Raw genomic sequence first — 25,950 nt, forward strand, 5'->3', positions numbered from 1 at the left:
CTGCAAGTCACAACGCAATGAATGAAAAGGCCAGTGCTAGGCCAGGCGCAATTGGGTCTGCCCATTTGGACAATTTGCAGATAATCTTTGCTCACGCAGCATTTTCGCGTGTGCCGCAGCGCAGCGAATTGACAGCGACATAAAGTTACGCGTATCACCACTGTAACGCAATATGATTACATCGGGCTTTCACGCCTGAGACGGAGCCAACATGACCGACGCACAGACCCCGACCCGTGACCGCCCTTGGCTGATCCGCACCTATGCCGGCCACTCGACCGCCAAAGCCTCGAACGCACTTTACAGGGGCAATCTGGCGAAGGGTCAGACGGGCCTGTCCGTGGCCTTCGATCTGCCGACCCAAACCGGTTACGACAGCGACCATGTGCTTGCGCGCGGTGAAGTGGGCAAGGTTGGCGTGCCCATCTCTCATCTTGGCGATATGCGCACCTTGTTCGATCAGATCCCGCTGGAACAGATGAACACGTCGATGACGATCAACGCGACCGCGCCGTGGCTCTTGTCGCTTTACGTCGCCGTTGCCGAGGAACAGGGTGCAGATGTGTCCAAGCTGCAAGGCACGGTGCAAAACGATCTGATCAAGGAATACCTGTCGCGCGGCACGTATATCTGCCCACCGAAACCATCGCTCAAGATGATCGGGGATGTGGCAGAATATTGCTATACCCACATTCCGAAATGGAACCCGATGAACGTCTGTTCCTATCATTTGCAAGAAGCAGGCGCGACGCCGGAACAGGAATTGTCCTTCGCGTTAGCCACCGCGATTGCGGTTCTCGACGAGCTGAAACCCCGCGTCCCGGCCGAGGACTTTCCTGCGCTGTGCGGTCGGATCAGTTTTTTCGTCAACGCGGGCATCCGATTTATCACCGAAATGTGCAAGATGCGCGCCTTTGTGGACCTGTGGGATGAAATCCTTGAAACGCGCTATGGTGTTGAAAATCCAAAATACCGCCGTTTCCGCTATGGCGTTCAGGTCAACTCCCTCGGCCTGACCGAGCAACAGCCGGAAAACAACGTCTACCGGATCCTGATTGAAATGCTGGCGGTGACCCTGTCAAAGAACGCCCGTGCCCGTGCGGTGCAATTGCCCGCCTGGAACGAAGCTCTTGGCCTGCCCCGCCCTTGGGATCAGCAATGGTCTATGCGGATGCAGCAAATTCTGGCCTACGAAACCGACTTGCTGGAATATGAAGATCTGTTTGACGGCAATCCCGCCGTCGACGCCAAGGTCGAAGCCCTCAAAGACGGCGCGCGCGCCGAACTTGCCAATCTTGCATCAATGGGCGGTGCCATTGGATCGATAGACTACATGAAAGGCCGACTGGTCGATTCCAATGCAGATCGGCTGAACCGCATCGAACGCAATGAAACTATTGTTGTGGGCGTCAATAAATGGATCGACGGGGAACCCAGCCCGCTGCAAACCGAAGATGGCGGGATCATGGTGGTCGACCCGGCGGTCGAACAGGAACAGATTGATCGTCTGAACGCCTGGCGCACCGACCGCGACAGCGATGCGGTGCAAAACGCACTGGCTGACCTGCGCTCGGCTGCCAAGGAAGGTAAAAACGTGATGCCCGCCTCAATCGCCTGTGCCAAAGCCGGTGTTACCACTGGTGAATGGGCCGGCGAAATGCGCGCGGTCTATGGCGAATACCGCGGCCCAACCGGGGTCTCCAAATCAATCTCCAACAAAACCGAGGGGCTTGACCACATCCGCGATGCTGTCGATGCGGTGAGTGATAAGCTCGGCCGGAGATTGAAGTTTCTCGTCGGAAAACCCGGGCTCGATGGACATTCAAACGGGGCTGAACAAATCGCCTTCCGCGCCCGGGATTGCGGCATGGAGATCGACTACGAAGGTATTCGCCTGACACCAGATCAGATCGTCAGCGCCGCACAGGATAACGAAGTTCATGTCGTTGGTCTTTCGATTTTGTCGGGCAGCCATATCCCGCTTGTCGAAGACATGATGGTTAAAATGCGCGATGCGGGCCTTGGTCATATCCCCGTCATCGTGGGTGGCATTATCCCTGACGACGACGCCGACCGCCTGCGCGCCATGGGCGTCGCCAAGGTTTACACACCAAAGGATTTTGAATTGAACGCGATCATGATGGATATCGTGGTTCTGGTAGATCCGAAAGCGGTTGCGGCAGAGTAAAAGTTGACGCATCGTCAATGTGCCCGGTATCTACTCCGGGCCCATTTTTCTTAAGAGGCCTTTGATGCGTAGAATTATTATCACTTGTGTTTGTGCCACATTTCCTTTCGCCGCCGTCGCGGAAAGCCAATTGGATCGTTTGGAAAATATTTCCGAACAAATGAATGCCGCCATGTTCGAAGCCATGGTCCGCATGGCCGAAAAAGAGGGCGCAAACCCTGCCCCCTTGCGCGCGGCGATCCCCGACGGCGCATGGGACGACAGCTTTCGCAAAGCCGGGGCGTGCTTGCTTGATAAATACAACGCTGCGGCAGGCAAAGACGAGATCAACAAAATGCTTGATGCCATGGATGCTGCGATACCACAGATGGCAGATATGGATCTCGACTCGTCTGGCGACGAATTTGATTTTCTTCCGGACGGCATGACAGATGACTTGGCAATCCAGATCAATTCGGAATGTGGGCTTACCCAACTTTCCCTTGACCGGATGGAAGCGTCCGGGTTTACGGCGGCTCTCATGCAGTCAATGGCGGGAAATTGACGCCAAGCCGCGTCATAATTTGACAGCCAATCACACAATGGACAACCGCAAATTGCGGGTTTACGCTCATAAATTGCATTTTTGAGACGCGAATTGACTTTTAAGTGCAGTCAGATATTTCCCGGAAAAATAAAATGAATAAACTGGAGATATCCAATGGGTGTAGACGTCAATCAGATGTCGAAAGATGAGCTGAAACAGCTTATCAAGGATGCGGAAAAAGCACTGAAATCGCTTGAAAGCCGTCGTTTAGCCGAAGCAAAGAAGGCGGCAGAATCCGCTGCCAAGGAATACGGGTTCTCTCTGGATGAGCTGATGGATGGCTCTGCCAAGAAAAAAGGCACCAAAGGCCCGGCGAAATACGCCAACCCGGCGGATAAAAGCCAGACCTGGACAGGCAAAGGTCGCAAGCCCAATTGGGTCAATGAGGCTCTGGCGGCTGGCAAATCCCTGGACGATCTGAAGATTTGAAATGACGATCCATATCGGAGCTCTGCCTGGCGACATCGCTGAAACCGTTCTGCTGCCCGGTGATCCCTATCGGGCAAAATGGGCCGCAGAGACATTTCTGGAAGACGCCAAATTGGTCAACGATGTCCGTGGTATGCTGGGTTATACTGGCATGTGGAATGGTCACTATGTGACGATCCAAGGCTCTGGTATGGGCATGCCATCTTTATCTATCTATGCAAATGAACTGATCCGCGATTATGGTGCGAAAACCCTGATCCGGATCGGCTCTTGCGGTGGCATGCAGCCGCAGGTTGCTGTTCGTGATATCGTAATCGCAATGACGGCAAGCACGATATCGACACCATCGCGCGGAATCTTCAAAGAACTCAACTTTGCGCCCTGTGCGGATTATGCTCTTTTGCGGGCAGCCGTTGATGCCGCTCAGGCAAAAGGTGTGACAACGCATGTCGGCGGCATCTATTCATCCGACGTTTTTTACGACGAACGTCCGGAACTGAACGAACAAATGACCCGCCACGGCATTCTTGGTGTCGAAATGGAAGCCGCCGAACTTTACAATCTGGCAGCGCGCCATTCGGTGCGTGCCCTGGCGGTGCTTACCGTGTCAGACCATCTGCAAACCGGCGAAGCCTTGCCAGCCGAAGATCGCGAACGCAGCTTTGGCGATATGGTCGATGTCGCGCTGACGGCTGCGTTCAAATAAACGCCCAATTCTGACCCATATTCCTGCCGCATTTTCCCGACACATCTGGCGGCATGTACAGCTATATCCTTGGCCTCTACGTCCTTGTGACGTCCCGCGTCCCGCTTCCGGTCAACACGATGTTGTTTGGTGTTGCGACTCTTGCCGCCTACACATTGCTCGCGCCCCACGCATCTGCGTTTGAAGAGGTCGGCCTGATCCTGCCCGTACTATGTGCGGTTTTTGGCTATGTCATCGTCGTTGGATTGAACATTCCGATGACTGCAGAGCGCTTTGAGAGGGAAAACGGCCGGGTTATCGGACCAAGGGCTTTTGCTGCACCCTTTGTTCTTTGTTCGGTTGCTGTGTTCGCACCTTCTTTGGAATGGGCACAGCATGCAATCAGTTTACTTTTGGGCGCAACCGCATTGGGCTTTACAATCCTCACACTTGCCGGTTCTGCCAAATCAACGACAAACGCTTTCGGGAACGCATGGGTCGAGGCCAAGCGTAACGCCGCGAATTGGCACATTGCCAGACTGACAGCTCTTATTTTGGGAAACGAGCTGGCAGCCAGCAGCGGTTCACCGACAAATTGGGTGATTGCCATGTGCCTTGGGCCGATTGTCCTGCACTATTTGATGTACTGGACCATTATCATCACCCATCCCTATGAAAGCCTGAACGGCAGAGATATGGGTGAATAAAGCTACCGACCGTGGCTTCGATCATACGCATTCAAAGCAGGCGCGCTCCAGCCCTCCAAGGCTGATTTTGGCGGGATCAAAACGTCGACGCGAAGCGGATGACAGGTGGCAACATCACTTGAATGCTGGGCTGAACAATCACCGCCGGGACAGGCGGACAACGCCCCCAACAAGTCGATTTCCGCGAAAAAGGTCAGGAAATCTCCGGGTCGCACAGGGCTTGCCTTCATAAAGTACTGCCCGGTATCCCGCGTGAACCCGGTACACATAAAAACATTCAGAACGTCGTGAACATTGCTTTCGGCCTCGTTCAGCGAAAGCCCGGTTGCATCCGCGAGGGCGCGAGTCAGATTTGAATGACAACAATGATGGTACTGCGATCCGGCAAGCAGGTTTCCCGTATAGGGATCACATCGTGTCCCAATCACATCATGCACCGCGCCCCCAAACGGATCGATCCCGTACCAGGACAGGCTGTCTTCAACAATGGTCGCCATCGGGCGTAAATTAGGAAAGGTCGACCACAACCGATCCCCGCGTGTCACATGTGTGCCATGCAAAGCGCGTGTCTTGCCAGAGTAGAACCGTTCGGACAGATCATTCGCATGCCACAGGTTCAAATCCCCAACTTGCGGTCCTTCTACACTTGTTATTCGAAAAAAGCTGCCTGCAGGTACCTGAAACGTGCAGGCATCCCGAGGTGCAGCATACACGGTCTCAATAGGTTTCGATCGCGCAAGAGCCTGCTGATAAAGCCCGAGATCAGGTTTCGGCAAGGTGTCATTCGGATAGCAAATCACAGGTGCAACAGCGCGACGCGCATCCGCATCAGATGGAACGGTCATCAGAAAAGTCTCATTTCGAAGGACGGTTCAAACATATCAAAGGCGCTTCTTTGGATTGCGTTTCTGCACCACAATACGCGCACCGCCATTCCTCAGGCGCAACCCGCCGCCACCGGCAATTGCGCGTCAGCGTTGTGTGCGTTCGTTTCCACCAAAGATAGCCAAGGACTGCCAACAAGAGAAGGATAAGAAAAATCGGCATATTGATTTACATAGAGGCCAGATGACCAGCCAACCCCAGTAAGAAACCAGCCACCGCGCCCAGTGGTGGACCCCAGCGGTGTTCAAGCGGCACATGTGGTGCGACATCTTCGAAAATCAGATACAGGATACCACCTGCGGAAAAGAGCATAATCGTGCCAAGAATTGCAGGCGCATTGGTCAGCACAAACAATCCAATCAGCGCAGCAAGCGGACCGACAAGGACCACAGCCATAAACACCCAGATCAATCCGGGCCGGTTGTGATCCTGGGTCATTTCACGCCATGCGTTGAATCCTTCAGGCAGGTTCTGCAAAGCGATCAGTCCCGCCAAAAGCACTGCTATCTCGGTTTGGCCACTTAACATCGCACCCAACGCCATCGCTTCGGGCACGTAATCCAGCATCATCGCCATAAATTGCGCAAACCGACCTGTGCCACTGGAAAGCGTGTAATCCAGAAACCCAAACACAACGCCCCCCGCTGCAAACGCAAGGATTGCGGGAACGGCCTGCACGCGTGCAATGCCTTCGGGAACAAGAACCAGCGCAATCGCCGAGAAAAGCGCACCTCCGCCGAATGCCATGACAGAATGACGAAACTCATCCTGCATCCAACCGGGCATCAGCACATCGAAACGCGCGAGGAACGCCCCAAGCGGGATGGTGATACCGGCAAGTGTCGGTAATATCAGCGCCTGTAGAACCGCGTGATCCACGGCCAAATCACACGTGCCGTTCGACCATCATCTTTTTGATTTCCGCGATTGCCTTTGCCGGGTTCAACCCTTTCGGACAGGTTTTGGTGCAATTCATGATCGTATGACAACGGTAAAGCTTGAAGGGGTCTTCCAATTCGTCCAACCGCTCTCCGGTGGCCTCATCTCGGCTGTCGATGATCCAGCGATACGCGTGCAACAACGCGGCTGGCCCAAGGTAGCGATCGCCATTCCACCAATAAGACGGACACGCCGTAGAACAAGAAGCGCACATCACGCATTCATAAAGGCCATCCAGCTTTTTACGGTCCTCGATGGACTGCTTCCACTCTTTGGCCGGGCGGTTCGTCTTGGTCTCAAGCCACGGCATGATCGATGCGTGCTGCGCATAGAAATGCGTCAGATCGGGGATCAGATCCCGCACCACTGGCATATGCGGCAGCGGATAGATTTTTACATCACCCTTGATCTCGTCCAACCCATAAATACAGGCGAGCGTATTGATCCCGTCGATATTCATCGCACAAGACCCGCAAATACCTTCGCGGCAAGACCGGCGGAATGTCAGCGTCGGGTCGATCTCGTTCTTGATCTTGATCAGCGCGTCCAGAACCATCGGCCCGCATTTGTCCATATCGACAAAATAGGTATCCACCCGCGGGTTTTCTCCATCATCGGGAGACCAGCGATAAATGCTGAACTTCCGCACATTGGTGGCACCTTCGGGCTTGGGCCATGTTTTGCCCGTCCGGATCGTCGAATTCTTAGGGAGCGTCAGTTGTACCATGTCTCTCTCCTTATCGAAGCAAGGCTGGCAAGCCTTCCGCCGCCAGACAAGTCAGTGTCTCAGGTTTTGAGACGATATCACTCACGATTTGTATCGTGTTTTCGGTGGGTCCGGTCACGCTATCCAAGGCCAGCGCTCTGATTTGGACAGAATTGGCGTTGTCGATCACGCAGTCCAGTGTCGGATCAAGCGGAACACCAGGGAATCGCTCGGCCAGAACAGGCGTGATCGCGGCGCGTGCGGCCTCTCGCGCCAGCTGATCCTGCTGCTGAACCGAACAGCCCACAAGCAACAGCACAGAGACCAGCAAAAGCCGCATCAGAACGTGCGTTCCTTCGGCGCGATTTTTTTCAAGGCAATTCCACCCTCTTCTTCGCGCGACAGCGGATCAACGACAACCGGTCGGTAACTCAGATCGGTTTTGGTGCCTTCGACCCGCGCGATGGTGTGCACACGCCAGTTTTCGTCGTCCCGCGTCGTGTAATCCTCGTGCGCGTGCGCGCCCCGGCTTTCCTTACGCGCCTCTGCACCTGCAATTGTGGCCAGGGCATTGGGCATCAGGTTGGTCAGTTCCAGTGTCTCCATCAAATCAGAGTTCCAGACAAGACTGCGGTCCGTGACCTGAATATCGTCAAGCTTGCCCGCAATCGCGGTCATCTTGTCGAGCCCCTCTTTCATCGTCTTAGCGGTCCGGAACACCGCGGCATCGGCCTGCATCGTTTTTTGCATCTCAAGCCGCAGCTCGGCAGTTGGGACAGTCCCGGCTGCATGGCGCAACGCGTCGAAACGGGTGAAAGCTTTGTCCACTGACGCGGTGTTCGTCGGCGGCACTGCACTTTCTGGGTCCACAACTTTGCCAGCGCGGATCGCGGCGGCGCGGCCAAAGACGACCAGGTCAATCAACGAATTTGACCCAAGCCGGTTCGCCCCATGCACCGATGCACAGCCCGCCTCGCCGACGGCCATCAGGCCAGGAACAACTGCATTCGGATCGCTTTCGGACGGGTCGAGCACCTCCCCCCAATAGTTCGTCGGAATGCCACCCATGTTGTAATGCACCGTCGGCAGAACCGGGATCGGCTCTTTCGTGACATCCACACCCGCAAAGATCTTCGCAGACTCGGAAATCCCCGGCAGACGTTCGGCCAAAGCCTCGGCCGGCAGGTGCGACAGGTTCAGGTGGATGTGATCCCCCTCTTCACCCACGCCACGGCCTTCGCGAATTTCCATCGTCATCGACCGGCTGACATAATCGCGTGGTGCGAGGTCTTTATAGTTTGGCGCATAGCGCTCCATGAACCGCTCGCCTTCGGAGTTGGTCAGATACCCCCCCTCCCCGCGCGCGCCCTCGGTGATGAGACACCCCGAGCCATAGATGCCCGTCGGATGGAACTGTACAAACTCCATATCCTGAAGCGGCAACCCGGCACGGGCCACCATACCGCCACCGTCGCCAGTGCAAGTATGCGCCGACGTCGCGCTGAAATAGGCCCGGCCATAGCCACCCGTCGCCAACACCACCATCTTGGCGTTGAAGACATGCATCGTGCCATCGTCCAGTTTCCAGCAGACAACCCCGGTACAGGCACCATCGTCAGACATGATCAGATCAATGGCGAAGTATTCGATATAAAACTCCGCATTGTTCTTCAGCGACTGCCCATAAAGCGTGTGCAGGATCGCGTGCCCGGTCCGATCCGCCGCCGCACAGGTGCGCTGCACGGGCGGGCCTTCGCCAAATTCGGTCGTGTGGCCCCCGAACGGACGCTGGTAAATCTTGCCCTCTTCGGTACGCGAGAACGGCACGCCGTAATGTTCAAGCTCATACACCGCCTTGGGGGCCTCGCGCGCCAGATACTCCATTGCATCCGTATCACCCAGCCAATCCGACCCTTTGACCGTGTCGTACATGTGCCACTGCCAGTGATCCGGCCCCATATTCGACAAGGACGCGGCAATGCCGCCCTGTGCCGCAACCGTGTGTGACCGGGTCGGGAACACTTTGGTCACGCACGCCGTGCGCAACCCCTGTTCCGCCATGCCAAGTGTCGCGCGCAATCCTGCGCCGCCTGCGCCGACGACCACGACGTCATAGTCATGCGTCTCGTATTCGTATGCAGCCATAGTCTTAGAAGCTCCGATGTTTCAAAGGGCCATTTTGGCGATTGCAAAAACGCCAACGGCAGCCGCGCCGTAGCTGATGCAGGTCATGCCAAGGATGAGAACTTTCTCCATTACCCCGTGCACGTAGTCCTCGATCAGCGTTTGGAAACCATCATTGAAATGCTTGAATCCAACCAGAAGCGTCAGGGCCGCAATGATCGCCGGAAAGGGCCGCGCGTAGTAGGCCTGCACCTCTTCAAAAGAAGATCCCAGCACATTGCCAAAGGTAAAGACAAAGAAAGGGATCAACACCAAAAGCGCGACCGATGATTTCTTCATCGCCCAGAAATGTTTGGTTCCCGAGCCTGCGGCACCCCAGCCCACTGCGCGTTTACGATCCGTCAAAAATGGCATGATGCGGCCCTACCAAACAATAATTACGGTTAAGACTGTCAGAACGACAGACCCAATGATGACAGCCCAGCCCAGCTTTTCGGCGCGGTCCAGCTCCAACATCTTGGCCTCGTCCCAAATCAGGTGACGCACCCCCGCCAGCGTGTGATACCAAAGCGCCCACACTGACAGGAACATCACCAAATCACCAAACCAACTGGTGACAAACCCGTTCGCGACGGCAAAGTACTCCGGCCCGGTTGACGCCGCGAACAGCCACCAAACAATCATCAAAGAGGCAACAATCAGTGCGTTGCCTGTGATCCGCGTCAGGATGGATGAGATCGAGGTCAGCTGCGGGCGGTAGACCTGCAAATGTGGTGAAAGGGGCCGATTGCCCCGGTTGACGTCAGCCATAATTCTGAGTCCTTTCCGGTTCCTGATAGTCTTTCTATTGCATTTCAGTTCTGAGTCACGGCCCCCAACCGCACACAGGCGCGGTTTTTTGGCGCAATTTGAAAGTTTTCCCGAAATCTGTGATCACACGTCTAAAAACCGTGATCACATACACGATTATTCATTCGGAAATCAGTTAATCGTCAGTGATCACCCCACATTTGTCATGTTTTTATTGCTCCAACACTGCGTACAGCATGCGCAAATGGCTTTCGAATTCTTCACAAATTGTGATTGATTGATCACCAGACTCGTAAAACGCATTCGCTTCGCCGCAGTATTCGGTGCGCACCTCAATCGCCGACGGAACGGCAAAATCATCATTCAGCGCAGCAATTTCGGCTTTGATCAGCACTGTGGTTAGGCTGCGCGGGACTTCTGCCTTAAACGTCAGCGGCAGACCTTCCGCCTCCAAATCGTCGAACACGGCACCCCAGCTGTCCAGTGCCAGATCGTATTCTTCTGGGCAGTCGTCTGCCCTCTCTTCGGGCAATCCCATATCGGCGGCGAACGCATCGCGACCGTCCGGGTCGCCGCCATAAAACAGGCACACCGTATTATAAAACCGCTGCTCATCGGGGCCGTGGACCCCCCAATAGGGCGATGGATCGGCCTGGTTTGCCAAGGCTTCGGCCCAAAACCCATCTGACACATCGTAGGCCAATTGCACCGCAGCATCGGGATCGTACAGGTGATCAATCAGCAGGATAGAAGCAGTATCTGCCGCGTCTTCTTCCTGTCCGAATACGGGCAAACGCATCACGTCAATCAGGGCGTGACCCAATTCATGATAGAAGACGCCCAGCAAATTGGCTTCGACAAAGGCGTCTTCGGCGCTGTCTGCCAGGCCTGGACTTGCAGCCAGCGTCGCCCACAGACAAAGCGCGTGTCTCATACCGGCATCAAAGCCCAGTAATCCAGATCCAGCAGAACATGCGGCAGATACTTCCCGTCATCACCTTTCAGATCAAACGATCCGCCTTCTTTCACGGCAACAAGCCGCAGGCGCACGGCACCGACACCCGGTGCATCCGTGTCCGCTTTGTCCAGCACTTCTGACCAGGCGCGCACCGTGTCGCCGCTAAAACAGGGATTCGCATGCGCGCCGCCATTCAGCCCGACAATCATCTGGGCATTGGCCAAACCGTTGAACGACAACGCCCGCGCCATGCTGATCACATGCCCGCCATAGATCAGACGTTTCCCATCAGGCCGCACCGTGGCATCGAAATGCACTTTTGCGGTGTTCTGCCAAAGCCGTGTCGCCATCATGTGCTCGGCTTCCTCTATCGTCACACCGTCGACATGATCAATCTTTTCACCAATCTCATAGTCGCCAAACCGGTGTGGCTCCCCTGCGAGTTCAAAATCATACTTGGTGAAATTCAACCCCTTCGGGATCACCAGCTCCTCAACAGGCACCACCGAGCGCAATTCCGGCACCACAGTTTCGGGTGCATCGGCATCAAGATCGCGTTTGCGCACCATGACCCAACGCACATATTCCATGACCAGTTCATCATGCTGGTTCAATCCACGTGTCCGCACCCAGACAACCCCGGTCTTACCGTTGGAATTCTGCTTGACCCCGATCACCTCGGATTCGGACCTGAGTGTATCCCCGGGCCAAACCGGTGTGACCCATCGGCCTTCGGCATAGCCAAGGTTGGCAACCGCATTCAAAGACACGTCCGGCACTGTTTTGCCGAACACCACATGAAATGCGATCATGTCGTCCAACGGGCTGAACGGCAGGCCACAGTTCTGCGCAAACTGATCTGACGAATACAACGCATGCCGCGCAGGATACGCCGCGTGGTAAAGCGCGCGTTCGCCCATTTTCACCGTGCGCGGCACCGCGTGACGGATCACCTGACCAACAGCATAATCCTCAAAAAACCGGCCCGCATTGGTCTTGGTCATAACGTCTCTTTCTTTCTCAAAGATTACTGCTGGCCCAGTTTCATGTCCGGCGCATAAGGCTTGTCGATTTCTTTTGTGACGGCCTGTCCGCAGCGCATCACGCCATTGGCCTGATCAAACGCATAGGTCGGATCGCCATACAGCTCCCATCCTTTGCTCAGCGCCTCGGACACCTTGTGGCAAAACTCAGACGTGTCATCATGTGTTAAAAATCGAAATATTTTCATAGCTTACCCCGGAAACGGCCAGACGCCCAACCACGCGTGAATACCGGTCATCGCCAGATAGGCAACAATTGTGATCACAACAAGAACCACATCTTTCTTTGCCTCGCCGGGTGCGGGTCGATCCCAAACCGGTTCCGCGCGGTTGATGACAATCACCTCGGCCACGGCCCAGGCCAGAAGACCCCCGAACAATATGAGCGATGCGACATCGCCATTCACCAAAAGATGGGCGAACGCCCAGATTTTCACCGCCGTCAGCTGCGGATGCCGCATTTTGCCGCGCAACCGCCCGGTTGTGGCGCTCATCCCGAAAACAAACACCGCGATCAACATCAGAAGATTGTTCACATGTGTCAAAAACGCAGGAGGATACCAGACCGGAATAAACTCCGCCCCGCGATAGCCCCATATCATCAATCCAAGGCTGATCAGCAAAAGAACCGCAACCAGACCTTTCCCGGCATCGCCCATAGACGCACGCTTTTCCGGCACCAAACGCTTGAAAAAATGTGCAAAGCTCCACAGAAGAACTCCGAGAATAAGAACACCGATCATGGTTTACCCCGCATTGATGGTTTCAATCGCCTTGGACTTTGCCAGTATTTCACGGGCCGTGGCAACGTGAAGGTTTTCAACAATCCTCCCATCCACAACAGCAACCCCCTGACCAGCCGCCTGCGCCTGTTCAAAGGCGTCGATCTGACGGCGCGCCAGATCAATCTCTTCGGGAGCCGGAGCAAAGGCGGTGTTTGCAATTTCGACCTGCGCGGGATGGATCAGGGTTTTTCCATCAAACCCCATGTCGCGGCCCTGGATGCACTCGGCTTTTAGACCGTCATCATCCTTGAAGGCGTTATAGACGCCGTCCACAATGACCAGCCCCGCTGCCTTTGCAGCCAGCAGGCACAGCGACAGCGACGTCAGCATCGGCAACCGGTCAGGCCGGAACCGCGCTTGCAGCTCCTTGCCTAGATCGTTGGTGCCCATCACCATGCCTGCCAGTTTGGGGTGTTCCGCAACCTCTGCTGCATTCAACATCCCCCGCGGCGTTTCCATCATTGCCCAAATCGGCAGGTCGCCGGTAATGCTTGACACTGCGTCCAGCTGAGCGGTGGTTTCTACCTTGGGAAGCAAAACGGCATCGCAGTCCATCTGCGCGACGGCTTGGGCATCTGCACGCCCCCATTCAGTATCCAGCCCATTGATCCGAACGATCTTGACCCGGGCGCCAAAGCCGCCTTCTGTCAAAGCATGCCCAAGCGTTGCGCGCGCATTGGCCTTTTCGTCCACCGCCACAGCATCTTCTAGATCGAAAATGATCGCATCCACCGGCAAGCTGCGCGCCTTATCAAGCGCCCGGCTTTTTGAACCGGGGATATAAAGAACAGAGCGGTAAGGCCGGTTGCGCATGTCCATTGCGGATCTCCTGCGAGTCTTGTGCGAAATTTTATTGCGCAGACAGCTACGCTCTTTTGCAAAAACTGCAAGATCAGATTTGCCGCACTGCAGAAAAAAGTTCCCAATATGCGACGCAAACAGCGTCATCGCACGCACCGTTAACCAAATGTAAGGCCGTGATGCGGACGCTTCCCAGGCATTTCAGACAGATGGGGACAGTCATGAAACAGGACTTTTGGAAATTTAGCCTCCTTGGGCTCGGGGCATTAATCGCATCGACGACTATGGTAAAAGCCCAACAAAACTGTGCGCCGCGCAGTCAGGTTGTTGAACGCCTCGCCAGCGCCTATGGCGAAACGCGCCACTCCATTGGTCTGGGACACAATAATACGGTTATCGAAATCTTTGCGTCGCGTGACACAGGCACTTGGACGATTGCGATGACAAATACGGCCGGCACCACATGCCTGGTCGCCAGCGGGCAGGCCTTTGAAACGTTGGCAGACTCGCTGCCCACACCGTCCGACGACGCTTAAAAAACGGCGCTGAGAGGGGGGTCTTCTGTCAGCGCCCACATCATCACTGCAAGAATCGCTGACTTCGGCCGAAAGAACCAAAACGAGCTTCCAGTTTGCCGTTTCAGCCGGTGCGTAACGGACCCAAACCGCAAAATTATGACCGCCGGTCGCGCAAAGACAGAACCGGTAAACGACAGAAATCTCCGAATATATCTCCGAATCGCTGGCCTGAACCGCCCCTCCGCTTCGCTGCGACGCACTTGCGAAATGACAGCACTCGGACTAGCACAGCGCCAGATTCATATAGGACCGGAGATAGTTTCCATGGCCAGACCCAAGATTGCCCTCATCGGCGCCGGACAAATCGGTGGCACACTCGCCCACCTTGCCGCAATCAAAGAATTCGGCGACGTTGTTCTGTTCGACATCGCCGAAGGCACCCCAGAGGGCAAGGCGCTCGATATCGCGGAATCCGGCCCTTCCGAAGGCTTTGACGCCCGCCTCAAAGGCACGCAGGACTACGCCGACATCGCTGGTGCCGACGTCTGCATCGTCACCGCTGGCGTTCCTCGCAAACCAGGAATGAGCCGCGACGATCTGCTGGGCATCAACCTCAAGGTGATGAAATCCGTCGGCGAAGGCATCGCCGCCAACGCGCCCGACGCCTTCGTCATCTGCATCACCAACCCGCTTGATGCGATGGTCTGGGCACTGCAGCAATTCTCTGGCCTTCCCGCAAACAAGGTCTGCGGCATGGCAGGCGTTCTCGATAGCGCGCGCTTCCGCCACTTCCTGTCGCTTGAATTTGACGTGTCCATGAAAGACGTCACAGCGTTCGTCCTCGGTGGCCACGGCGACACGATGGTCCCGCTGACACGCTACTCCACCGTTGCGGGCATCCCGCTGCCGGATCTGGTCAAGATGGGCTGGACGACGCAGGAAAAGCTCGACGCCATCGTCCAGCGCACCCGCGACGGCGGCGCGGAAATCGTCGGCCTGTTGAAAACCGGCTCCGCCTTCTACGCGCCTGCAACCTCTGCCATCGAAATGGCCGAAGCCTACCTCAAAGACCAAAAACGCCTCCTGCCCTGCGCGGCATGGTGTGACGGCGAGTTTGGCCTCGACGGCTTCTACGTGGGCGTCCCGACAATCATTGGTGCTGGCGGCATCGAAAAGGTTGTAAACATCGAATTGGCGAAGGATGAACAAGTTATGTTCGACAACTCCGTCAACGCTGTCAAAGGCTTGGTCGAGGCGTGCAAGGGCATCGACGAGAGCCTCAAGTAACTTCAAGCCAAAGCTCATCTGAAGCGGCGCGATGGGTGTTAAACCATGCGCCGTTTCGTCTTTACCGCAATACGAAGCGTAGCTAATTTGCAAATCTAAGACTTGTTGTCAGGGCCAGAATTCTGTTGTCTCTTTCGATCAACCTTGGAAGACGTATGCTGAAAACCATTCATCAGGGAACGGCACACCGCTCTTCGGCAGAAAGCCCAGATATGATTACGTTCGAACAAGCACTTGAAGCAAGTCAGGCACCCTTTATCCAGCAGATCGACTTCAGCGCATTTCGTGAACCCGATATGATCAACCTCATCTTGCAAAGATCAGAGATCATTCGCGACTTGCCACGCTCTGGAAGGATCGTAAAGGCTTGGACAGAAGGCGACGAAAAGCCGATCCGAGCCGCGGTCGAACAGATCGGCGATGAACTTGTGCGCCGTGCCGCAGCCATAATCTGGCTAGAATATCTGCAAATCAAACCCGCGCTGGAAAAGATTGCACCCCGCTCAATTGCCGATATCGGGTGCGGTTACGCGGTTTTCGACCTGTTCGCATGGCAGGATTTTCCGGGACGGCTATTGCTGATCGATATCGAGGAAAGCGAAGAGCGTCACTTTGGCTTTAGAGACAGCGGTGCTGCATACACCAGTCTTGAAGTCGCACGGCAATTTCTTCTCGACAATGGCGTTTCTGCTGATGACATCGTCACGGTAAACCCCCAACAAAATGACCTTTCACAGCTGGAGCAAGTTGATCTGGCCGTCAGTTTTATCTCCTGCGGATTTCATTATCCATGCGAAACATATGCTAAATTCTTTGATGAGGGCATTTCGCCGGACGGATCGATCATTCTTGACCTAAGGAAACGTCAAGCTGAACGCGAGATGTCATTCTTACAGCGTTACGGTGCCGTGTCCACGTTGACCGACTGTGCCTATGGAACAGGGCAACGCGTTCTCACACGCAAAGCGGCAGACTGATCCGATCTTAGCCGTTAAATTGTGATCCTACTTTTTGCGAAGAATCGTATCGTACATGAGAAAGTACTGTCGTCACGCCGATGACGAACGAAGCAACGTGATCACACGATTTTCACGTGTGATCACAAATGTCGCTTTTTCTCACTTTCAGACCCGGTGCGGCAAAAAAGCCTTTAAATCCGATCTCCGACCACACTTATATCGGGAAAAATCGCAGCAATAGACGGGACAGTGGCCGATGAACATACACGAATACCAGGCGAAAGCGTTGCTTCGCAGTTATGGGGCACCTGTGTCTGAGGGGCGTGTTGTCCTGAGGGCTGAGGAGGCGAAGACGGCGGCGGGGGCGTTGGATGGTCCGCTTTGGGTTGTGAAGGCGCAGATCCATGCCGGCGGGCGCGGTAAGGGGTCGTTCAAAGAGACCGATGCCGGAACGGCCGGTGGTGTGCGTCTGGCCAAATCGGTGGAGGAAGCGGCGGAAGAAGCCAAGAAAATGCTGGGGCGCACTTTGGTGACGCATCAGACCGGCCCCACAGGCAAGCAGGTCAACCGTATCTATATCGAGGACGGATCAGGCATCGAGACCGAGATGTATCTGGCCCTGCTGGTGGATCGCCAGACCTCCCGCGTGAGCTTTGTGGCCTCCACCGAGGGCGGCATGGATATCGAAGAGGTCGCCGAACACACACCCGAGAAGATCCTGTCGTTCTCGGTTGATCCGGCCACCGGCTACCAGCCCTTCCACGGCCGCCGCATCGCCTTTGCGCTTGGGCTGGAGGGCAAACAGGTCAAGCAATGCGTTCAGCTGATGGGCACGCTGTACAAGATGTTTGTCGACAAAGACATGGAGATGCTGGAGATCAATCCGCTGGTGGTGTCCGACAGTGGCGATCTCAAATGCCTGGATGCCAAGATGGGCTTTGACGGCAACGCGGTCTACCGCCACCCCGACATTGGCGAGCTGCGCGACACCACAGAGGAAGATCCCAAGGAGTTGGAGGCGTCCAAATACGACCTCAACTACATCGCTCTGGACGGCGAGATCGGCTGCATGGTCAATGGCGCGGGGCTTGCCATGGCGACGATGGACATCATCAAGCTTTACGGGGCCGAACCTGCCAACTTCCTTGACGTGGGCGGCGGTGCGACCAAGGAAAAGGTGACTGAGGCGTTCAAGATCATCACCTCTGACCCGCAGGTCAAAGGCATCCTCGTCAACATCTTCGGCGGCATCATGCGCTGCGACGTGATCGCGGAAGGCGTTGTGGCCGCTGTGAAAGAGGTTGGGCTCAAGGTGCCACTGGTTGTGCGCCTCGAAGGCACAAACGTCGAAGAGGGCAAGGCGATCATCAACACCTCAGGCCTCGACGTGATCGCCGCCGACGACCTCAAGGACGGCGCGCAGAAGATCGTGAAAGCGGTTAAGGGATAAGCTGGTGCTGCGTATCACAGCCGTATTCGCCGCACTGCTCGCTATAGGCTGCACGCCCGAAACATCTGGGAATGCACTCACGCCGACCAGTCTGCCCGCCCAACAGCAAGCAAACAGCGCACAGTTGTCTTTAGCATCTGAAGCTGTGTCCATCTGCAGCAACTTCATGCCAGATACGGACGCTGTGCAGAATGCTCTGCGGCAGCGCGGCTATGCTAAACTTCGGCAAGAGGGCCCAATTGCCATCTATGATCTTGGCGCAGGTGAGACCGTCGCAATCGTTTCGACAGCACCCAGACGCCTTGAGAAAATTTGCGGCGTTCAAGCGATGGGCCTCACTCCGACACAAGGCATGCAACTAATCCAGCCATGGGTGGCGCGCATCAATGGCATTGCCAACTCGCAATTGGGACGAGGCATAGCCGGCGCTTGGCGCGGAAGGCTAGGCGATGATCTCACTTTCATAGCAGTCAATGCTAACAGCGAGATTCGCGACATCGAAGGCGCTTGGCTGAGAATGCTCGTCGTGGACAGGTAAAAAAGCAATCGTGAGGTGCGTGACTTCGCGGACCTTTGAAAACGGATTTCGGAAGCGTGAATTCACGCACCATAAAATAGGAGAACGCCACATGGCCGTCCTCATCGACGAAAACACCAAAGTCATCTGCCAGGGCCTCACCGGGTCGCAGGGCACATTCCACACCGAACAGGCCATCGCCTATGGCACCAAGATGGTCGGCGGTGTGACCCCCGGCAAAGGCGGGCAGACGCATCTGGACCTGCCGGTCTTCAACTCGGTCCACGAGGCCAAGCACGAAACCGGCGCGAATGCTTCTGTCATCTACGTCCCGCCCCCCTTTGCGGCGGACAGCATCCTTGAGGCCATCGACGCCGAGATGGAAGTCATTGTCTGCATCACCGAGGGCATCCCGGTCATGGACATGATGAGGGTCAAGCGCGCGCTGCAGGATTCGTCCGCGCGCCTGATCGGCCCCAACTGCCCCGGTGTCATCACCCCCGACGCCTGCAAAATCGGTATCATGCCCGGCCACATCCACAAGCGTGGCACCGTTGGTGTTGTGTCCCGTTCCGGCACGCTGACCTATGAGGCGGTCAAGCAGACCACCGATGTGGGTCTGGGCCAGTCCACCTGCGTCGGCATCGGCGGCGATCCCATTAAAGGGACCGAACACATCGACGTGCTGGAATGGTTCCTTGCGGATGACGAGACCGAAAGCATCATCATGATCGGTGAAATCGGTGGCAACGCCGAAGAAGAAGCCGCCGAATTCCTCGCCTCGGAAAAGAAGAAAGGCCGCTGGAAGCCAACGGCGGGCTTCATCGCAGGCCGCACCGCCCCTCCGGGCCGCCGCATGGGCCACGCGGGCGCAATCGTCGCCGGTGGCAAGGGCGGTGCCGAGGACAAGATCGAAGCCATGAAATCCGCTGGCATCGTCGTCGCAGAAAGCCCTGCGTCGCTCGGCGAAGCTGTGCTTGAGGCGATCGGGTAATCACCTGGTGGGAAGTGGTTTTGAAACCGCTTCCCACCACTTCTCGAAAAACGGTCTCGCCCCATTCTGAACGATCCAGCACCTGACGAGGTAACAAAATGACGGATCAAAGCCCCAACGATCAATTCCGCGCCTCCAGCTTTATGCAGGGGCACAATGCCGAGTATCTCGAACAAATGTATGCGCGGTATGCCAATGACCCGAACGCGGTTGATCAGGCCTGGCAGGCGTTCTTCCGGCAGATGGGCGACGACGAGATGAGCGTCAAACAAGAGGCGCAAGGCCCAAGCTGGGCGCGCGCTGACTGGCCACCCATGCCGAATGACGATCTGACTGCGGCGCTTGATGGTCAGTGGTCTACGCCTGCGGTCGAAGCCAAAGCGGCAGGCGAAAAAATCATGGCCAAAGCGCAGGAGAAAGGCGTAGAGGTCACCGATGAAGCGATCCAACGCGCCGTTCTGGACAGCATTCGTGCGCTGATGCTGATCCGCGCCTACCGGATCCGCGGCCATCTTGCCGCTGATCTTGATCCGCTTAACATGCGCGATGAAACCCCGCATCCCGAGCTTGATCCGAAGTCCTATGGGTTTACCGAAGCCGACATGGATCGCCCGATCTTTATCGACAACGTTCTGGGCCTTCAGATCGCCTCGATGCGAGAGATCGTGGATATCGTGAAACGCACCTATTGCGGCACGTTTGCGCTGCAATACATGCATATTTCCGATCCCGAACAATCCGCCTGGCTGAAGGAGCGGATCGAAGGCTACGGCAAGGAAATCGCCTTCACCCGCGAGGGCCGCAAAGCCATTCTGAACAAGATGGTCGAGGCCGAAGGGTTCGAGAAATTCCTGCACGTCAAATACATGGGCACCAAGAGGTTCGGCCTTGATGGGGGCGAAAGCCTGATCCCCGCGATGGAACAGATCATCAAGCGCGGTGGCAACCTTGGGATCAAGGAAATCGTGATCGGCATGCCGCACCGGGGTCGCCTGTCGGTTCTGGCCAACGTGATGCAAAAACCCTACCGCGCGATCTTTAACGAATTCCAAGGCGGCAGCTTCAAACCCGAAGAGGTCGATGGGTCTGGCGACGTGAAGTATCACCTTGGTGCCTCCAGTGATCGCGAATTCGACGGCAACTCCGTCCACCTGTCACTGACAGCGAACCCATCCCATCTTGAGGCGGTGAACCCGGTTGTTCTGGGCAAGGTGCGCGCCAAACAGGACCAGATCGGCGATACCGAACGCACGCAGGTGATGCCCATTCTGCTCCACGGCGACGCAGCTTTTGCTGGTCAAGGTGTGGTTGCGGAGTGTTTCGCCTTGTCCGGCGTGCGCGGCCACCGCGCGGGCGGCACCATGCATATCGTGGTCAACAACCAGATCGGGTTTACCACCGCGCCGCACTTCTCGCGCTCATCGCCGTATCCCACCGACAACGCGCTGGTGGTCGAAGCGCCGATCTTTCACGTCAACGGCGACGATCCGGAGGCGGTGGTCCATGCCGCGAAAGTCGCAACCGAGTTTCGCCAGAAATTCAGCAAGGACGTGGTGATTGACATCTTCTGTTACCGTCGCTTTGGCCATAACGAAGGCGATGAACCGATGTTCACCAACCCCGTGATGTACAAGCGCATCAAAGGACACAAGACAACCCTGTCGCTTTACACCGAACGCCTTGTCAAAGACGGTCTTATCCCCGAGGGCGAGATCGAGGATATGAAAGCCGCGTTTCAGGCGCATCTGAACGAAGAGTTCGAGGCCGGCAAAACCTACAAGCCGAACAAGGCCGACTGGCTTGACGGGCGCTGGAGCCATCTTGATCGTAAGGATCAGGAGGACTACCAGCGGGGTCAAACCGCCATCAAACCCGAAACGCTGGAACAGATTGGCGAGGCGATCACCCGGACACCTGAAAACTTCCCATTGCACAGAACTGTGGCGCGTCTGAACGAAACCCGCGCTGCGATGTTCGATGCCGGAAAAGGCTTCGACTGGGCCACTGCCGAAGCGCTGGCTTTCGGATCGCTCCTGACCGAAGGCTATCCAGTGCGCCTTGCCGGACAAGACAGCACGCGCGGCACATTCAGCCAGCGGCATTCAGGGCTCGTCAATCAGGAAACCGAAGAACGCTACTATCCGCTCAATCACATACGTGAAGGTCAGGCGCGCTACGAAGTGATCGACAGCGCCCTGTCAGAATACGCGGTGCTGGGTTTTGAGTATGGCTATTCGCTGGCCGAACCCAATGCGTTGACCCTGTGGGAAGCGCAGTTCGGTGATTTCGCTAATGGCGCGCAGGTCATGTTCGATCAGTTCATCAGCTCTGGCGAAAGCAAATGGCTGCGCATGTCGGGCCTTGTATGTCTGCTGCCGCACGGGTTTGAAGGTCAGGGGCCGGAACACTCTTCCGCGCGTTTGGAACGGTTTTTGCAGATGTGTGGTCAGGACAACTGGATCGTCGCGAATTGTACGACGCCAGCAAACTACTTCCACATCCTGCGCCGCCAGCTGCACCGGTCCTTCCGCAAACCGCTGATGCTGATGACGCCCAAGTCACTGCTGCGCCACAAATTGGCAACGTCGGCGACCGAGGATTTCGTCACCGGGTCAAGCTTTCACCGCGTCCTCTGGGACGACGCCCAAAAGGGCCATTCCGAAACCCGGTTGAAAAGCGACGACAAGATCAAGCGCGTCGTCATGTGTTCCGGCAAGGTCTATTACGATCTGCTTGAGGAGCGCGACGCGCGCGGGATCGATGATGTCTACATCCTGCGGTTCGAACAATTCTATCCATTCCCGGCCATCTCTGCTGTGAAGGAATTGGAACGCTTTACCGATGCCGAAATGATCTGGTGTCAGGAAGAGCCGAAAAACCAGGGCGGCTGGACCTTTATGGAGCCGAACCTCGAATGGGTTCTGGGCCGGATCAAAGCCAAACATGCCCGACCGCGCTATGTGGGTCGCGCCACATCCGCCTCGCCGGCCACCGGCCTGGCCAGCCAACACAAAGCACAACAAGCAGCACTCGTGAACGACGCGCTGACGATCGAAGGGAACTAAAACCATGACCACAGACGTGCGTGTCCCAACTCTGGGCGAATCCGTCACCGAAGCCACCGTTGCCACCTGGTTCAAGAAACCGGGCGACTCCGTCGCCGTGGACGAAATGCTCTGCGAGCTGGAGACCGACAAGGTCACCGTCGAAGTGCCGTCACCCGCCGCCGGAACCCTGGCCGAGATTGTGGCCGCCGAAGGCGAAACAGTGGGCGTCGATGCGCTGCTTGCCACCTTGACCGAAGGCGACGCAGCCCCGGCCAGCCCGGCAAAATCAGCTGCCCCGGCTGCCGCCGCACCCGCGCCGCAAAGCGACGATGCCTCCGCATCCGTTGACGTGATGGTGCCAACGCTTGGGGAATCCGTCACCGAAGCGACGGTCTCAACATGGTTCAAGAAAGTCGGCGACACCGTCGCGCAGGACGAAATGCTGTGCGAACTGGAAACCGACAAGGTTTCGGTCGAAGTCCCCGCCCCCGCAGCCGGTGTCCTGTCCGAAATCACCGCCACCGAAGGCAGCACAGTTGCCGCAGGTGGCAAGCTTGGCGTCATCGGCGGTAGCGCGGGTGCAGCGGCCTCGGCCACGGCGCAGGACGTTGCACCAGCCCCTGCCGCACAACCCAGCTCGACAGGTGGCCGCGACATCGAAAACGCGCCGTCGGCAAACAAGGCCATGGCCGAAGCGGGCCTTTCCGCCGATCAGGTTCAAGGCACCGGGCGCGACGGGCGCATCATGAAAGACGATGTTGCCAAGGCCGTCGCCGCCGCATCAAGCGCACCAGCCCCTGACCCAACCCCCGCCGCCCCGCGCGGCCCAGTCAGCGCCGATGATGCCGCCCGCGAGGAACGGGTGAAGATGACCCGCCTGCGCCAGACCATCGCCCGCCGCCTCAAGGACGCGCAGAACACCGCGGCGATCCTGACCACCTATAACGAGGTGGACATGACCGAGACGATGGCCCTGCGGAAAGAATACAAAGACCTGTTTGAAAAGAAACACGGCGTGCGCCTTGGCTTTATGTCCTTCTTTACCAAGGCCTGCTGCCACGCCCTGAAAGAGGTGCCCGAAGTCAATGCCGAGATCGACGGCACGGATGTGGTCTACAAAAACTTCGTCCATATGGGCGTCGCCGCAGGCACACCGCAGGGCCTTGTGGTGCCGGTGATCCGCGACGCCGACCAGATGAGCTTTGCCGAGATCGAGAAAGCCATCGCCGAAAAGGGCAAACGCGCCCGTGATGGCAAGCTGTCCATGGCCGAAATGCAGGGCGGCACGTTCACCATCTCGAACGGCGGCGTCTACGGTTCTCTGATGTCCGCGCCCATTCTGAATCCGCCACAGTCGGGCATCCTTGGCATGCACAAAATCCAGGACCGCCCGATGGTCGTGAACGGAGAAATCGTGATCCGCCCCATGATGTATCTGGCTCTGTCCTACGACCACCGCATCGTCGACGGCAAAGGCGCTGTCACGTTCCTGGTGCGTGTCAAAGAGGCGCTGGAAGACCCGCGTCGGTTGCTGATGGATTTGTAAGGAAACGGTGCGTGTAAACACACACCCTACGCCATTGTAGGGTGCGTGATCTCACGCATCATTTGGTGTGCCCATGACCCCCGAACTCACCGCCCTCACGCTCGCCGCACTGTTGCAAGTTGTTCATTTCGTTGCCTACTCGGTGGCCGCTCAGCGGCAGGTTGGCTCGAAATACGCCGCTTCGCCACGCGACAAACCCATCCACCTCACCGGAACCGCAGGCCGTCTGCAACGCGCGATGAACAACCATTTCGAAGGGCTGATCCTGTTCGGAATCGCGGTCATGGTCATCACCTATTCCGGCCAGAACACCGACAAGACCGCCATCGCCTGTGCCGCATATCTGATCGCGCGGGTATTGTACGTGCCGGCCTATGTCATTGGCCTTGCCCCATGGCGGTCAATCATCTGGATGGTCGGCTTCGGTGCCACCGTTTACCTGTTGATCGCGGCGCTCATGTAACTTCATCTTGCCCGGAAACTCCGGGGGTTTGGGGGCTGGCCCCCAACACAGTCCCACAAGAAAGGACACACGAAATGGCAAACTACGACGTCATCATCATCGGCTCCGGCCCAGGCGGATATGTCGCCGCGATCCGCTGCGCACAGCTGGGCCTGAAAACCGCATGCGTCGAAGGCCGCGAAACGCTGGGGGGGACATGCCTGAATGTGGGCTGCATTCCATCCAAAGCGATGCTGCACGCCACGCATATGTTGCACGAGGCCGAACACAACTTTGCCAAGATGGGCCTCAAGGGCAAAAGCCCTTCGGTCGACTGGAAGCAAATGTTGACCTACAAAGAGGAAACCATCGAGGCCAACACCAAAGGCATCGAGTTCTTGTTCAAGAAGAACAAAATCGACTGGATCAAGGGTTGGGGCTCGATCCCCGAGGCGGGCAAGGTAAAGGTCGGTGATGATGTACACGAAGCAAAGAACATCATTATCGCGTCCGGCTCAGAGGTGTCTCCCGTTCCAGGAGCGGATGTGACCCTTGATGAAAAAATCATCATCAGCTCCACTGGGGCGCTGGAATTGCCAAAGATCCCGAAAACCATGATCGTAATCGGCGCAGGTGTCATCGGGCTGGAGCTGGGATCGGTTTATTCCCGTTTGGGCACCAAGGTTCAGGTTATCGAATTTCTGGACAAGATCACCCCCGGCATGGACGGTGAGGTTCAAAAGACCTTTCAACGCATTCTGAAAAAGCAGGGGCTCAGCTTTACAATGGGCGCTGCGGTGCAATCGGTGACGGCTGCGAAAAACAAGGCCTCGGTCACCTACAAGCTGCGCAAGGATGACAGCGACCACACCGCCGAAGCGGATGTCGTGCTTGTCGCAACCGGACGGCGTCCGTACACCGATGGTCTGGGACTGGACGCGCTTGGAGTGGATATTTCCGAGCGTGGGCAAATCAAGACCGACGCCCAGTGGCGCACCAATGTGCCCGGTATCTATGCCATCGGCGACTGCATTGACGGGCCCATGCTGGCCCATAAGGCCGAGGATGAAGGCATGGCCTGCGCCGAGGTTATCGCGGGCAAGCACGGGCATGTGAATTATGGGGTGATCCCCGGCGTGATCTATACCCATCCAGAGGTTGCAACTGTGGGTATGACTGAAGAACAGCTGAAAGAGGCCGGTACAGCTTACAAAGCGGGCAAGTTCAGCTTCATGGGCAATGGTCGCGCGAAGGCAAATTTCGCCGCGGATGGATTTGTGAAAATCCTTGCCGACAAAACCACCGACCGCATTCTGGGCGCGCATATCATCGGGCCGATGGCGGGCGATTTGATCCATGAGATTTGCGTTGCGATGGAATTTGGCGCATCCGCAGAAGATGTCGCGCTGACCTGTCACGCCCACCCCACCTATTCCGAAGCCGTGCGCGAGGCGGCGCTGGCCTGTGGCGACGGCGCGATCCATATGTGATTAGACCGGATAATGTAGGACGCCTTTTCAAAAAGGCGTCTTGACGAGGTTTCG

27 protein-coding genes are annotated in these 25,950 nt (G+C 56.6%); 15 read left to right on the forward strand and 12 right to left on the reverse strand.

All coding sequences use genetic code 11. The annotated features are described in order from the left end of the window. Positions 1-211: 211 nt before the first annotated feature. The 5 genes from ACG74X_RS13655 (at position 212) to ACG74X_RS13675 (ending at position 4,595) form a co-directional block, all read left to right on the forward strand. Complete coding sequence (locus tag ACG74X_RS13655) at positions 212-2,188, forward strand: methylmalonyl-CoA mutase family protein (protein WP_411235502.1); 1,977 nt, start codon at positions 212-214, stop codon at positions 2,186-2,188. Between the two features lie 64 nt (positions 2,189-2,252). Further along, positions 2,253-2,732, forward strand: coding sequence for a hypothetical protein (locus ACG74X_RS13660; protein WP_411235503.1), 480 nt, complete (start codon positions 2,253-2,255; stop codon positions 2,730-2,732). A 156-nt stretch (positions 2,733-2,888) separates the two neighbouring features. After that, entirely contained in the window at positions 2,889-3,203 is a 315-nt protein-coding gene (locus tag ACG74X_RS13665; RefSeq protein ID WP_411235504.1) for an H-NS family nucleoid-associated regulatory protein, read from the forward strand. Between the two features lies 1 nt (position 3,204). Continuing rightward, the gene (gene deoD, locus ACG74X_RS13670) at positions 3,205-3,909 is read left to right on the forward strand and encodes a purine-nucleoside phosphorylase (RefSeq protein ID WP_411235505.1); all 705 of its coding nucleotides are present in this window, start codon (positions 3,205-3,207) and stop codon (positions 3,907-3,909) included. A gap of 53 nt (positions 3,910-3,962) precedes the next feature. Beyond that, the gene (locus tag ACG74X_RS13675; RefSeq protein ID WP_411235506.1) at positions 3,963-4,595 is read left to right on the forward strand and encodes a hypothetical protein; all 633 of its coding nucleotides are present in this window, start codon (positions 3,963-3,965) and stop codon (positions 4,593-4,595) included. 2 nt (positions 4,596-4,597) lie between these two features. Here the strand turns inward: ACG74X_RS13675 and ACG74X_RS13680 are convergent, their stop codons facing one another. The 12 genes from ACG74X_RS13680 to ACG74X_RS13735 all read right to left on the reverse strand — a co-directional run bounded on the left by ACG74X_RS13680 (position 4,598) and on the right by ACG74X_RS13735 (position 13,664). Then, positions 4,598-5,440, reverse strand: coding sequence for an urea carboxylase-associated family protein (locus tag ACG74X_RS13680; RefSeq protein WP_411235507.1), 843 nt, complete (start codon positions 5,438-5,440; stop codon positions 4,598-4,600). 208 nt (positions 5,441-5,648) lie between these two features. Continuing rightward, on the reverse strand, positions 5,649-6,359 hold the full coding sequence (locus ACG74X_RS13685) for a ZIP family metal transporter (protein ID WP_411235509.1): 711 nt from the start codon (positions 6,357-6,359) through the stop codon (positions 5,649-5,651). A 7-nt stretch (positions 6,360-6,366) separates the two neighbouring features. Beyond that, positions 6,367-7,146 carry a succinate dehydrogenase iron-sulfur subunit gene (locus tag ACG74X_RS13690; RefSeq protein WP_411235510.1) on the reverse strand — a complete coding sequence of 260 codons (780 nt, stop codon included), beginning with the start codon at positions 7,144-7,146 and terminating at the stop codon, positions 6,367-6,369. 10 nt (positions 7,147-7,156) lie between these two features. Continuing rightward, positions 7,157-7,465 (reverse strand): hypothetical protein, encoded by a 309-nt coding sequence (locus ACG74X_RS13695; protein ID WP_411235511.1) that lies wholly within the window; start codon positions 7,463-7,465, stop codon positions 7,157-7,159. After that, positions 7,465-9,270: a succinate dehydrogenase flavoprotein subunit gene (gene sdhA, locus ACG74X_RS13700; RefSeq protein WP_411235512.1), complete on the reverse strand. Its 1,806-nt coding sequence runs from the start codon at positions 9,268-9,270 to the stop codon at positions 7,465-7,467. The genes ACG74X_RS13695 and sdhA overlap by 1 nt, the downstream gene beginning before the upstream one ends. Before the next feature lie 21 nt (positions 9,271-9,291). Beyond that, the gene (sdhD, locus tag ACG74X_RS13705; protein ID WP_411235513.1) at positions 9,292-9,663 is read right to left on the reverse strand and encodes a succinate dehydrogenase, hydrophobic membrane anchor protein; all 372 of its coding nucleotides are present in this window, start codon (positions 9,661-9,663) and stop codon (positions 9,292-9,294) included. A 9-nt stretch (positions 9,664-9,672) separates the two neighbouring features. Continuing rightward, positions 9,673-10,059 (reverse strand): succinate dehydrogenase, cytochrome b556 subunit, encoded by a 387-nt coding sequence (sdhC, locus tag ACG74X_RS13710; RefSeq protein ID WP_411235515.1) that lies wholly within the window; start codon positions 10,057-10,059, stop codon positions 9,673-9,675. 211 nt (positions 10,060-10,270) lie between these two features. Next, a complete protein-coding gene (locus tag ACG74X_RS13715; protein WP_411235516.1) occupies positions 10,271-10,993 on the reverse strand; it encodes a DUF4344 domain-containing metallopeptidase in 723 nt (240 codons plus the stop codon). Then, the gene (locus ACG74X_RS13720) at positions 10,990-12,021 is read right to left on the reverse strand and encodes a MaoC family dehydratase (RefSeq protein ID WP_411235518.1); all 1,032 of its coding nucleotides are present in this window, start codon (positions 12,019-12,021) and stop codon (positions 10,990-10,992) included. The genes ACG74X_RS13715 and ACG74X_RS13720 overlap by 4 nt, the downstream gene beginning before the upstream one ends. A gap of 23 nt (positions 12,022-12,044) precedes the next feature. After that, entirely contained in the window at positions 12,045-12,248 is a 204-nt protein-coding gene (locus ACG74X_RS13725; RefSeq protein ID WP_411235519.1) for a DUF1737 domain-containing protein, read from the reverse strand. Positions 12,249-12,251: 3 nt separating this feature from the next. After that, a complete protein-coding gene (locus ACG74X_RS13730) occupies positions 12,252-12,800 on the reverse strand; it encodes an NnrU family protein (RefSeq protein WP_411235633.1) in 549 nt (182 codons plus the stop codon). A 6-nt stretch (positions 12,801-12,806) separates the two neighbouring features. Next, positions 12,807-13,664 (reverse strand): HpcH/HpaI aldolase/citrate lyase family protein, encoded by an 858-nt coding sequence (locus tag ACG74X_RS13735; RefSeq protein ID WP_411235520.1) that lies wholly within the window; start codon positions 13,662-13,664, stop codon positions 12,807-12,809. A 203-nt stretch (positions 13,665-13,867) separates the two neighbouring features. Between ACG74X_RS13735 and ACG74X_RS13740 the strand changes: the two genes are divergently transcribed. The 10 genes from ACG74X_RS13740 to lpdA all read left to right on the forward strand — a co-directional run bounded on the left by ACG74X_RS13740 (position 13,868) and on the right by lpdA (position 25,896). Beyond that, on the forward strand, positions 13,868-14,182 hold the full coding sequence (locus tag ACG74X_RS13740; protein WP_411235521.1) for a hypothetical protein: 315 nt from the start codon (positions 13,868-13,870) through the stop codon (positions 14,180-14,182). Between the two features lie 306 nt (positions 14,183-14,488). Next, a complete protein-coding gene (mdh, locus tag ACG74X_RS13745; protein ID WP_411235522.1) occupies positions 14,489-15,451 on the forward strand; it encodes a malate dehydrogenase in 963 nt (320 codons plus the stop codon). Between the two features lie 155 nt (positions 15,452-15,606). Next, positions 15,607-16,428: a class I SAM-dependent methyltransferase gene (locus tag ACG74X_RS13750; RefSeq protein WP_411235524.1), complete on the forward strand. Its 822-nt coding sequence runs from the start codon at positions 15,607-15,609 to the stop codon at positions 16,426-16,428. A gap of 238 nt (positions 16,429-16,666) precedes the next feature. Continuing rightward, positions 16,667-17,860, forward strand: a complete 1,194-nt coding sequence (gene sucC, locus ACG74X_RS13755; RefSeq protein WP_411235525.1) for an ADP-forming succinate--CoA ligase subunit beta — start codon at positions 16,667-16,669, stop codon at positions 17,858-17,860. Positions 17,861-17,864: 4 nt separating this feature from the next. Next, positions 17,865-18,398 (forward strand): hypothetical protein, encoded by a 534-nt coding sequence (locus ACG74X_RS13760; RefSeq protein WP_411235526.1) that lies wholly within the window; start codon positions 17,865-17,867, stop codon positions 18,396-18,398. Between the two features lie 91 nt (positions 18,399-18,489). Further along, positions 18,490-19,371 carry a succinate--CoA ligase subunit alpha gene (gene sucD, locus ACG74X_RS13765; RefSeq protein ID WP_411235527.1) on the forward strand — a complete coding sequence of 294 codons (882 nt, stop codon included), beginning with the start codon at positions 18,490-18,492 and terminating at the stop codon, positions 19,369-19,371. Positions 19,372-19,469: 98 nt separating this feature from the next. After that, positions 19,470-22,436 carry a 2-oxoglutarate dehydrogenase E1 component gene (locus ACG74X_RS13770; RefSeq protein WP_411235528.1) on the forward strand — a complete coding sequence of 989 codons (2,967 nt, stop codon included), beginning with the start codon at positions 19,470-19,472 and terminating at the stop codon, positions 22,434-22,436. 4 nt (positions 22,437-22,440) lie between these two features. Next, complete coding sequence (odhB, locus tag ACG74X_RS13775; RefSeq protein WP_411235529.1) at positions 22,441-23,964, forward strand: 2-oxoglutarate dehydrogenase complex dihydrolipoyllysine-residue succinyltransferase; 1,524 nt, start codon at positions 22,441-22,443, stop codon at positions 23,962-23,964. 73 nt (positions 23,965-24,037) lie between these two features. Further along, positions 24,038-24,427: an MAPEG family protein gene (locus ACG74X_RS13780; RefSeq protein ID WP_411235530.1), complete on the forward strand. Its 390-nt coding sequence runs from the start codon at positions 24,038-24,040 to the stop codon at positions 24,425-24,427. A 74-nt stretch (positions 24,428-24,501) separates the two neighbouring features. After that, entirely contained in the window at positions 24,502-25,896 is a 1,395-nt protein-coding gene (gene lpdA / locus ACG74X_RS13785) for a dihydrolipoyl dehydrogenase (protein ID WP_411235531.1), read from the forward strand. Positions 25,897-25,950: the final 54 nt, after the last annotated feature.

Source organism: Marivita sp. S0852 (assembly GCF_046591575.1).
Taxonomy (GTDB): domain Bacteria; phylum Pseudomonadota; class Alphaproteobacteria; order Rhodobacterales; family Rhodobacteraceae; genus Marivita.